Source organism: Pseudomonas sp. GZD-209, assembly GCF_049310485.1.
In the GTDB taxonomy this organism is placed as follows: Bacteria; Pseudomonadota; Gammaproteobacteria; order Pseudomonadales; family Pseudomonadaceae; genus Aquipseudomonas; species Aquipseudomonas sichuanensis.
Window position 1 is genome coordinate 1 of sequence record NZ_JBMOWQ010000184.1, and the last position, 2,668, is coordinate 2,668.

Annotated in this window: 3 protein-coding genes; all 3 read left to right on the plus strand. The window is 66.9% G+C overall.

Annotation, left to right across the window (positions count from 1 at the left end; translation table 11 throughout):
- The first annotated feature begins 172 nt into the window (after positions 1-172).
- The 3 genes from rnd to ACO6VM_RS19975 all read left to right on the plus strand — a co-directional run bounded on the left by rnd (position 173) and on the right by ACO6VM_RS19975 (position 2,604).
- Complete coding sequence (gene rnd, locus ACO6VM_RS19965; protein ID WP_401057677.1) at positions 173-1,306, plus strand: ribonuclease D; 1,134 nt, start codon at positions 173-175, stop codon at positions 1,304-1,306.
- Positions 1,303-1,596 (plus strand): YcgL domain-containing protein, encoded by a 294-nt coding sequence (locus tag ACO6VM_RS19970; protein ID WP_401057678.1) that lies wholly within the window; start codon positions 1,303-1,305, stop codon positions 1,594-1,596. The genes rnd and ACO6VM_RS19970 overlap by 4 nt, the downstream gene beginning before the upstream one ends.
- Positions 1,597-1,671: 75 nt before the next feature.
- Complete coding sequence (locus ACO6VM_RS19975) at positions 1,672-2,604, plus strand: D-2-hydroxyacid dehydrogenase (RefSeq protein ID WP_401057679.1); 933 nt, start codon at positions 1,672-1,674, stop codon at positions 2,602-2,604.
- Positions 2,605-2,668: the final 64 nt, after the last annotated feature.

Here is a 2,668-nt window from a genome sequence, read left to right on the forward strand (position 1 = left end):
GGGCCACTCCCTTCCCCACCCCCATTCTTCCCAGCGGGGGGGTGGTTTTCCCCCGCGATGGAAAAACCCGGTCACCGTTGCGGGCAACCGCCCGGCACCATGGATGGCGCGAGGTTTCACCCCCAGGGGCCGCGCCGTATATACTGCGCGCCAATGTTAGTGGGAGAGCCTCGTGGCCATCGAAATTCACTGGATCCGTGACGACCAGACCCTGGCCGAGCACTGCCAAAGCTGGCGCGAACTGCCCTTCGTGGCGCTCGACACCGAATTCATGCGGGTCGACACCTTTTACCCGAAAGCCGGCCTGATCCAGGTGGGCGTCGGCGAGCACGCCTACCTCATCGACCCTTTGCTGATTGGTGACTGGCAGCCGCTGGCCGATCTGCTCGACGACACGGCCGTGGTCAAGGTGCTGCACGCCTGCAGCGAAGACCTCGAAGTGCTGCTGCGCCTGACCGGCAAGCTGCCGCAGCCGTTGTTCGACACGCAGCTGGCCGCCGGTTACCTGAACATCGGCTTCTCCATGGGCTACTCGCGCCTGGTGCAGGAAGTCCTGGGGCTTGATCTGCCCAAGGGCGAGACCCGCTCCGACTGGCTGCAGCGCCCACTGTCCGATACCCAGGTGAGCTACGCCGCCGAGGATGCCGTGCACCTGGCCGAGCTGTTCAGCGCGCTGCGCCCTAAACTGTCCGACGACAAGTACGCCTGGGTCCTCGACGATGGCGCCGAGCTGGTCGCCGCGCTGCGCCGTGAAGTCGAGCCAGAGACCCTGTACCGCGACGTCAAGCTGGCCTGGAAGCTGGGCCCTCAGCAGTTGGCTGTGCTGCGCGAGCTGTGTGCCTGGCGCGAGCGCGAAGCCCGCAGCCGCGATGTACCGCGCAACCGTATCCTCAAGGAACACTCGTTGTGGCCCATGGCCAAGGGCCAACCCGGCAACCTACCGGCCCTGGGCAAGATCGAAGAGATGCACCCGCGCACCATCCGCCAGGACGGCGAGTTCCTCATCCAGCTGATCAAGCGCGCCGCAGGCCTTCCCGCCGAGCAGTGGCCGCAGCGCCTGCCTGAGCCGCTGCCGATCGAGGCCGCCGGCATTCTCAAGCGCCTGCGTGCCATCGGCCAGGCCGAAGGCGAGCGCCTGCAGATCGCCCCGGAGCTGATGCTGCGCAAGAAGACCCTCGAGGCCCTGCTCAAGAGCGGCTACCCCGACGGCCCCTATCAACTGCCCGATTCGCTGCGCGGCTGGCGTCGCGAGCGTATGGGCCAGGCCCTGCTGGACGACCTGGCAGGCGCCGGAGAAGCTCAATGAAACGTATCTGCTCGATTTACAAGAGCCCACGCAAGAACGGCATGTACCTCTATGTGCTCAAGGCCGACGGCCTGCAACGCATCCCGGAAGGCCTGTTGCCGATCTTCGGCACGCCGATGCACGCTTTCGACCTGGTACTGACCCCGGAGCGCAAGCTGGCCCGCGAGGACATCGTGAAAGTGCTGGAGAACCTCGACAACCAGGGCTACCACCTGCAGATGCCGCCGCCGGAAGAGGAGTACATCGAGCACCTGCCCGAAGAGTTGCTGCGCCGCAACGACCCGGTCTGATTCGGCCGCGCTCACCCTCATAGCTGCGGCCCGCCTGGCGGGCCGCTTTCGTTGTTTGCCAAGGTTGTGTTTCACATGCGCGTACTGATCGCTGAACAGGATCATGCCAACTACGCCCGCCTGCTCGGCGAGGCAGCACCGGACCTGGAAGTGCTGACCAGCGGCGACTCCGCCGAACTGGCGCGCTTCGCCGCCGACTGCCCGGTGTGGCTGGGCCAGCCGGACCTGCTGGCCAGCCTGCTGCGCCAGGGCCATAAACCTGAGTGGATGCAATCGACCTGGGCGGGCATCACCCCGCTGCTGGCCGATGCGCTGCCGCGCGACTACCGCCTGACCCGAGCGGTGGGCATCTTCGGCCAGGTGATGGCCGAGTACATGCTCACCTACATGCTGGTGCACGAGCGCGAAGTGCTGTCGCGCCTGGTCAGCCAGGTCGAGCGGCGCTGGGACGACCGCCCCGGGCGCAGCCTGGAAGGGCGCCGGGTACTGATCGTCGGCACGGGCGACATCGGCCAGCGGGTCGCCGAGTTCCTCGTGCCCTTTGGCGTGACTCTGTACGGCGTAGCCAGCACTGCGCGCGAGCAGGCGCCTTTCGTCGAGGTGGTCGGGCTCGACCAGTTGCCACGCATGGTCGGGCATGCCGACTACGTGCTCAACCTGCTGCCCGACACCCCGGCTACCCACGATCTCTACGATGCCGCGCTGTTCAAGTGCTTCCAGCCCAGCGCATTGTTCATCAACGCCGGGCGTGGCGCGGCGGTGGTCGATGCGGACCTGGTCGAGGCGCTCAAGGAAGGCCATCTGGCCGGTGCGGTGATCGATGTCTGCCGGCAGGAGCCGTTGCCTGCGCGGCACCCGTTCTGGACCGCCTGGGGGCTGCTGTTGACCGGGCACAGCTCGGCGCCGACCTCGCCGCCGGCGATGGTGCGATTGTTCGTCGAAAATGTGCGGGCCTATGCAGCGGGGCAGGGGTTGCGCGGCGAAGTGGATTTCGCCCGCGGGTATTGAGGTTCCATCGCGGGGGAAGAAAGCTCCCCCCCCCCCCGATCCCCGAGGGGGGAGAAGGAGTGTC

Bases quoted from the DNA above. Each gene is read 5' to 3' on its own strand.
- ACO6VM_RS19975 (WP_401057679.1), top strand. From the start codon at position 1,672: ATGCGCGTACTGATCGCTGAACAGGATCATGCCAACTACGCCCGCCTG.
- ACO6VM_RS19970 (WP_401057678.1), top strand. From the start codon at position 1,303: ATGAAACGTATCTGCTCGATTTACAAGAGCCCACGCAAGAACGGCATG.